The following is a 6,511-nucleotide window of genomic DNA, read 5'->3' on the forward strand; positions in this document are numbered from 1 at the left end:
CCATGCCGGCAGACTGGACCAAACGTATTATCGGCGCTGCAGCCCTAGCCGCGATCGCGGGAGGGCTGGCCTGGTTCGCCTGGCCCCGGCCGGTTCTCGTCGATCTCGCCACCGTCGCAAAGGGCCCGATCGAAGTCACGGCGGACGACGACGGCAAGACCCATGTCCGCCACATCTACACCGTCTCGGCGCCCATCGCTGGGAAGGTACTTAGAATTTCGCATCCGCTCGGCGAGAAGGGACCTTCGCTTCACGTCGGCGACGAGGTGGTCGCCAACCAGACCGTCATTGCCCTAATGCAGCCGACGCTACCCGGCTTCATCGACGTCCGGTCGCGGGACCAGCTTCAAGCCGAGGTCTTGGCTGCGGACGCCGCCATCCAGCAGCAAGAGGCCGAGGTGCAGCGGATCGAAGCTGCCCTGGATTTCTCGCGGACTGAATTCCAGCGGGCGCAGACGCTCTCGCGGACGCAGACCATCTCCACCCAAGCATTCGACAAGGCGAAGTTCGATGTGGCCACGAACGAGGCCGCTTTGGCGAGTGCCAAGGCTCAGGTCGACATGCGTCGCGCGGTGCGCACCAGCCTCGCGGCGCGGTTGATGGACCCGGCCAATGCCTCCCCATCGGCGGAGCCAACGTGCTGCGTCAGGGTGCTCGCGCCGGCGAGCGGAAGGGTGCTGAAGATCATCCAGGACAGCGAGGCGACGGTCCTGCCTGGGACGCCCCTCGTCGACATCGGCAATCCTCTTGATCTGGAGGTGGTGGCGGACCTGCTCTCGACGGACGCCGTCCAGATCAAGGTGGGCGCGCCGGTCCGAATCGACGGCTGGGGCGGGCAGCCCATTAAGGGGAAGGTCGTGCGTGTGGACCCCGCTGGCTTCCTGAAGGTCTCGGCGCTAGGGATTGAGGAACAGCGGGTCCGGGTAACCGTCGATTTCGATGACCCGCCGCAGGCTTGGTCGCAACTAGGTCACGATTACCGTGTCGCGGTCCACGTGACCACTTGGAGCGCTCAGGACGTCCTGACCGTGCCGGTAAGCGCCCTATTCCGAAAGGGTGATCAGTGGGCCGTTTTTGCCGATGAGAACGGTCGTGCGCGGGCCAAGCCAGTTGATATTGGTCACCGCAATAACCGGTTCGCCGAGGTGGTGTCTGGACTGACCGCGGGGGATCGCGTCGTCGTACATCCAAGCGACCGAATTGCCGGCGGAAGCAGGATTGCGCAGCGAGGCGCACCATGACTAGCGCAAAGCGGACGTTGGGAGGGACCCGCACGCCGGCGATGGGCCCAACTCCGCTAAGGAGCCGCAGTCCCACTTCGGGAGTGCATGGCAGTCGTATCTTTGTGCGGACCCACCTGTTTCCCGGATGCGTCAGGTGACGTGGAATGTCGCTGCCCTTGAAGCGGGACGTGCCGAAATCACCGTACGGGGCAACCGAGCAGCACTGGTGCTTCGGCGGGAATGCTCCCTTAGAGACCGTTCTCTTTTCGGTCTCGCACCACCGTTCACCGCGAACTCTGCGCGCTGGATACGACGCCCTTGGCCAGGTGTCGTGGTGCGTGAATGTGAACGCGAGACACCATTCCTGATCCCAGGTTTTAAGAATGTGCGATATCATTGTGCAGCCGCGGTCGAAGACTATGGGTCCCCGATGATGAATGCTATGGTCCGCCATATTACCGAAGGGGAGCTTCGGCTTGAGCGGAGGGAAAGACCTTTAAGGCAAGAAGAATTTTGTCTGGACCTGCAACAAGGCACGAAGGAACAGGCGTGCAATAATGTGGTCGCGATTATGCGGATCACGGACCTGACAGCTTAAGGCTCGTTTCTTCGGGCGGATGGCGGACGCGACAACGCGCCATCCTCGCGGAGCCGATCACCTGGTCCCATGTATAAACGCTTGCATCTCCTCCAGGGCCAGCTTGCCATCCTTATTGCTATCCATTGCCTTGAAAATCCGTTCGTGAGCTGCCTGAAACTCCTGCAGTGAGATGGTCCCATCGCCATCGGCGTCCATCAGAGCAAACATCAAACGCATCATAAAAGGTGATCCCATCGCGCTCCCGCACATCATGCCGCGCCCCATCATACGTCCTTCCATCATTCCGTGCCCCATCATGCCGCCTTGCCCCATCGTGCTCGCGCCTGCCTGGCCCGTGGGATGCGACTGCATTTGTTGCTGATCTGGCTGGGGTGTCATTCGGTCCCGTGCAATCGCACCGACAACGCCGTACGTCAGGATGAGAGCAGTTATCGTGAGTCCTAAAGCGCGCGTGTACATTTCGAACCTCCTCCGAAACGTTTGGCCTTTCTCCATTAAATTCGGCACGAGTGATATTGATCCTCTGGTCCCAGCTTTCGCTTACGCACCCCGCACACACTACGACAGGGTGCAGGGCCGCTTCGGGGCAGAATGCGACTTCCGGGAATGGCGGATCTTAACGCAAAGCGGGCTTTCGTTGGGGGTAAGCTCGCGAAAGGAGCAAAATCTGTAAACGGTCAAACCAAGCGGTTCTGGTGACGAGAAGGAAAGCTGGGCTGACGCATTGATCCTCCTCAATGCCAAAGCAGGCTTACGGGCGATGATTTAGCGCTACCGAGGACGGCCTGAGCGGCCGCGGAATGCCCCATGAGCCAAGGAAATCCGCTGTGGGAGAGCTGCGCAATCGGGTTGTTCAGATCAGGTACTTCGGCGATCCTGACGGGTTGGAGGTGGTCGACGCTCCTCTTCCAACGGCCGGCCGAGGCGAGGTGCGAGTTCACGTGCTTGCGTCGAGCGTCGTGTTCACCGATGTGGTGATCCGGCGTCACCTTTATCCGCAAACGATTTCTCTCAAGCCGCCTTTCGTGCTGGGCTACGACGTTGTCGGGGAAATCGATCAGCTGGGACCGGACGTAACGGGCTTCAAGCTTGGCGACCGAGTAGCTGACATGACCGTGGTGGGCTCGAATGCCGCCTACCGAACCCTCCGGGCCGGGGAGGCGACCCGCGTGCCACCAGGCGTGGACGTGGCGGAGGCGGCCGCCTTGATCCTAAGCTGGACAACCGCCTACCAACTCCTACACCGCGCGTCCCGCGTGAAGCGGGGGCAGCGCGTCCTCGTGCATGGCGCGGCTGGCGCTGTCGGCCAGGCGCTGCTCACGCTCGGCAGGATGGCGGGGCTTGAGCTGTGGGGCACGGCGCGTGGGGATCACGCCGCATTGGTGCGCGAACTGGGCGGCACGCCGATCGATTACCAGCGCGAAGACTTTACGAAGGTCGTGCCAGGCGGCTTCGATGTCGTGTTCGACGGAATTGGAGAGGATGGCTGTCGCCGCTCGTTGGCGGCACTCAAGCGGGGCGGCATGCTCTGTGCCTACGGCTACACGGCGGGTGTACAGGCGCACAGTAGCCTGTTCAGCATCTTGACGTGGACGGCGCGCTTATATGTATTGGGGTGGTTGTCCGGCGGCAGGCGGGTCTACTTCTACTCGATCAATTTGATGCGGGCGCGACATCCGGCCTGGTTCCGCGAAGATTTGGCGCGGCTCTTCGAAATGTTGGCGGCTCGCGCCATTCAGCCACGCGTTGCCGAGCGAATCTCCTTCGCTGAAGTTGCTGAGGCGCACCGGCGTCTGGAAGCGGGCGGTCTGGAAGGAAAGCTCGTCCTTTGCCCAGATCTGCCGTCGCGCCATCAATGAGAGCGCGAGCTCACGGTGTAGACGTCGAGACCTCGTGTGCCGTCAGGCGCATTCGGTCTTGCCGCGGTCCGCGGCTACCTCGACCCTCGAGAAAGCAGTATGTCGTCCCAGACGACGCGACGGCCGGTCGTCCGTGTTTGATCTAGCGCAAGAAACTGGGATCGCTTTCAAGATAGCTTCCATCATTCAATGGTCCATTGGAGGTCGCAATGATCATTGAGCGTCTATCCCGGGAACACCGCAACATTGAGATGCTGCTCGCCGTGCTTGAGCGCGAGCTTGAGATTTTCGATCGTGGGGGCCACCCCGACTATGAGGTCATTCGCGCGATCATCAGCTACTTCGAGCTCTATCCGGAGCTGTATCATCATCCCCAAGAAGAATTGGTCTTTGCCAAGCTAAGCTTCGAGATCCAGCCGCGGCGGCAAGGGTTGGCGATCTAACGCTTGAGCACCAAAAAGGGACCCAGCGTTTGCGCCGCGTCGCTCAGGCGATCGACAGTGTTCTGGCGGATCGGGAGATTCTTCGGCAAAATGTGGACAACATCGTTCGCGATTTCATAGAGAGCGAGCGGCGTCACATCATGATCGAAGACCGCGATTTCTTCCCCGCCGCCCTTAGGGTTCTAAAGCCGTCAGATTGGACTGAGATCGCTTCGGCCTCAACGAATCATGAGGATCCGCTGTTTAGCGAGGCTGCTGAAGAAACCTTCGACGCGCTACGAGCGCGCATCTTGCGGATGGAGCAAGAGTCCGAAGCTGAACGGCACTAGAAGTGCAGTCAAGGGCCGCATGATTTCTGATCAAAATGCTTCAAGGCAAACGCCAAAAGGAATTGACGCCCAGTGGGGTTGGCTAGTTGATGGAGCGTCCAAATGGCAGATTGTGTGATTGTTCGAGCCTACGGAAGGCAATTAGATCAATTGCGTGCAGAAGCGTTCCGCATTGCACGAGGACGACAAATCGACTGGTGGATAGACCGTGGCGACAAAGGGACGCATTTTTTCTTCGAGAGTGCTGAAGCAAAACAAGCGTTCACCTCAATGTGCGACAACTTCGCCGTCCCGTACGTCGAAGCCTAATCATTTAATCTAATCGTGGCTGTCGCTCTTGTTCGTTCTCGCCCGTACCGCACTGGCGATCCGGCTGGTTGCGGCCACGGTTTGCGCGGAACCCTCCGACTCGATCCCACTTTGTTGTTCGCTGGGATGGGCGGCGCGGGCGAGCAGATGGAATTGCGAAGCGCGAACAGGTCTGTTGGATCGTCCGGCACCGTGGTGAGTGAAGACCGCGAGTCAAGTCCGGGCCGTGTCTTCAGGTGCCGGGATCTCTCCGATCGCACTCCGGGCATCGGCCATCTGTGGCGGCGCCGAGTTGACGGCCGAATTCTTCCCTGAGGACGTCCGATGCCCAGAACTCGCCATCGCTCTTGATGATTCTTTTCGCCCGCTCAAAGGCATGGCTCTCGGCGGCATCGTCGCCGACGCGGATGATAACCCGATCGTGGAAAGGACAGACAATCGTGGCACGGGTGGTTTCGAGCGCGTAGCGCACAACCGCGGTCAGATCGTCGGCATGAATTTTGCTGGACATCGTGGCTCTCCTGTCGACGTCGCGGAGCGAAATGCAAATCAACCCCGGGCTTCTGAAAAGGAGGTCGGCATGCTTACAAACCCCAATTCCTCGGGTCCGCATTGATCCAGCTCAACAACGGATGTCGCATGCTCCAATCGCCGTAAGGGGGCTCTATGATCATCCGCAATTTCGCCGAGGCGCAACTCAAAGGTCGCCTCCACGTCAGCTGCCGGAAGAACGAGCAAATCGTTGATCTAGATCATTTCGCCATACTGCCAAGATCGCATGCTGCGCACCGGACACGAGCGAGCTTCTATATGGCACCGGTCTCAACACCGCATGATGAAAAATGCCCTCGCTGTCGTTCCAGGTTAGTACACCTCGAGTGGCACGAACGCGTCAATGCTCAGGAGGCCCATGAGCTCTGGCGCTGCTGGAACTGCAAAAGCGAATTTGTCACCGCCGTCGCTCCTGACAGGACAGAGTCGTCAGTGGCTGGGATCACCGAACCATTCTTTACGAACCTGCTCGTCTGATCAGTTCCGCTTGAGCGGATCGACAAGGAAATCGTTCGATGTCCTTGGTTAATGCATCGCCTCATCATCTCGAGCACTGACATGAAGTTTCGGACGCTGATGGTCGCCGCGATTGTCGCCATGCTCCCGCAATTTAATGCGGGAGCACAGGTGAACTTGTCGGCTGGCAGCACCTCGCCCCAACTGTCCGACCTTATGATCGCGCTACAATTCCAACACATCAAATTATGGTTGGCCGGAAAGCTAGGCAACTGGGACTTGGCGAATTATGAGCTTCGGCAAATCCAGGCAAGCTTGCGGAAGGCAACGCCGCCTCCCTCCGAAGGCTTGCGCTCGTCCCAAACTACCGAACAGCTGCAATCTCTGGATCGCGCGATCCAACAGAAGGATGGTGCAGCTTTCGCCAAGGCTTACTCGGATCTCACGAACGGATGCAACGCCTGCCACCGCGCCAGCGGATTCGGTTCGATCACCATCCAGGTGCCGGTCAACTCGCCGTTCAGCGATCAGCTGTTCGCGGATCAGATCGCGCAGGGTCGCGCGCTCGCTCGCGGGACCTGCGGCCTCTGTCACGTCGTCTCGGATGCTGCAAGGGAAACACCAGCCTTTCGCGAGCTATGGCTGATTTTGGGTGACGCGGCCTGATCAGGCGGCGTGGCTTTCAGTGTTCGGAATGACTTCGATTCCGTCGATGAACTTTACACCGGCGATGACTTTC

The 6,511-nt window shown here is 59.7% G+C and carries 8 protein-coding genes; 6 read left to right on the plus strand and 2 right to left on the minus strand.

Translation table 11 applies throughout. From position 1 onward, the window contains the following. Positions 1-2: 2 nt before the first annotated feature. Positions 3-1,241, plus strand: coding sequence for an HlyD family efflux transporter periplasmic adaptor subunit (locus QJT78_RS37100; RefSeq protein ID WP_028153685.1), 1,239 nt, complete (start codon positions 3-5; stop codon positions 1,239-1,241). 637 nt (positions 1,242-1,878) lie between these two features. Here QJT78_RS37100 and QJT78_RS37105 read toward each other — a convergent pair. Next, the gene (locus QJT78_RS37105) at positions 1,879-2,283 is read right to left on the minus strand and encodes an EF-hand domain-containing protein (protein WP_028153686.1); all 405 of its coding nucleotides are present in this window, start codon (positions 2,281-2,283) and stop codon (positions 1,879-1,881) included. A gap of 368 nt (positions 2,284-2,651) precedes the next feature. On the opposite strand from QJT78_RS37105, the gene QJT78_RS37110 reads away from it, so the two are divergent. The 4 genes from QJT78_RS37110 (at position 2,652) to QJT78_RS37125 (ending at position 4,764) form a co-directional block, all read left to right on the plus strand. Then, the gene (locus tag QJT78_RS37110; protein WP_028153687.1) at positions 2,652-3,683 is read left to right on the plus strand and encodes a medium chain dehydrogenase/reductase family protein; all 1,032 of its coding nucleotides are present in this window, start codon (positions 2,652-2,654) and stop codon (positions 3,681-3,683) included. Positions 3,684-3,892: 209 nt separating this feature from the next. Further along, positions 3,893-4,126, plus strand: coding sequence for a hypothetical protein (locus QJT78_RS37115; RefSeq protein ID WP_281460460.1), 234 nt, complete (start codon positions 3,893-3,895; stop codon positions 4,124-4,126). After that, positions 4,066-4,455 carry a hemerythrin domain-containing protein gene (locus tag QJT78_RS37120; protein WP_348652405.1) on the plus strand — a complete coding sequence of 130 codons (390 nt, stop codon included), beginning with the start codon at positions 4,066-4,068 and terminating at the stop codon, positions 4,453-4,455. Before QJT78_RS37115 ends, QJT78_RS37120 begins: the two co-directional genes overlap by 61 nt. 102 nt (positions 4,456-4,557) lie before the next feature. Then, the gene (locus QJT78_RS37125; protein WP_080586742.1) at positions 4,558-4,764 is read left to right on the plus strand and encodes a hypothetical protein; all 207 of its coding nucleotides are present in this window, start codon (positions 4,558-4,560) and stop codon (positions 4,762-4,764) included. A gap of 232 nt (positions 4,765-4,996) precedes the next feature. Here the strand turns inward: QJT78_RS37125 and QJT78_RS37130 are convergent, their stop codons facing one another. Next, positions 4,997-5,275, minus strand: coding sequence for a hypothetical protein (locus QJT78_RS37130; protein ID WP_028153140.1), 279 nt, complete (start codon positions 5,273-5,275; stop codon positions 4,997-4,999). 599 nt (positions 5,276-5,874) lie between these two features. On the opposite strand from QJT78_RS37130, the gene QJT78_RS37135 reads away from it, so the two are divergent. Continuing rightward, positions 5,875-6,438, plus strand: a complete 564-nt coding sequence (locus QJT78_RS37135; RefSeq protein WP_281460462.1) for a hypothetical protein — start codon at positions 5,875-5,877, stop codon at positions 6,436-6,438. The last annotated feature ends 73 nt before the right edge of the window (positions 6,439-6,511 follow it).

The sequence above is a fragment of the Bradyrhizobium sp. Mp27 genome (genome assembly GCF_029953005.1).
Lineage (GTDB): Bacteria > Pseudomonadota > Alphaproteobacteria > Rhizobiales > Xanthobacteraceae > Bradyrhizobium > Bradyrhizobium barranii.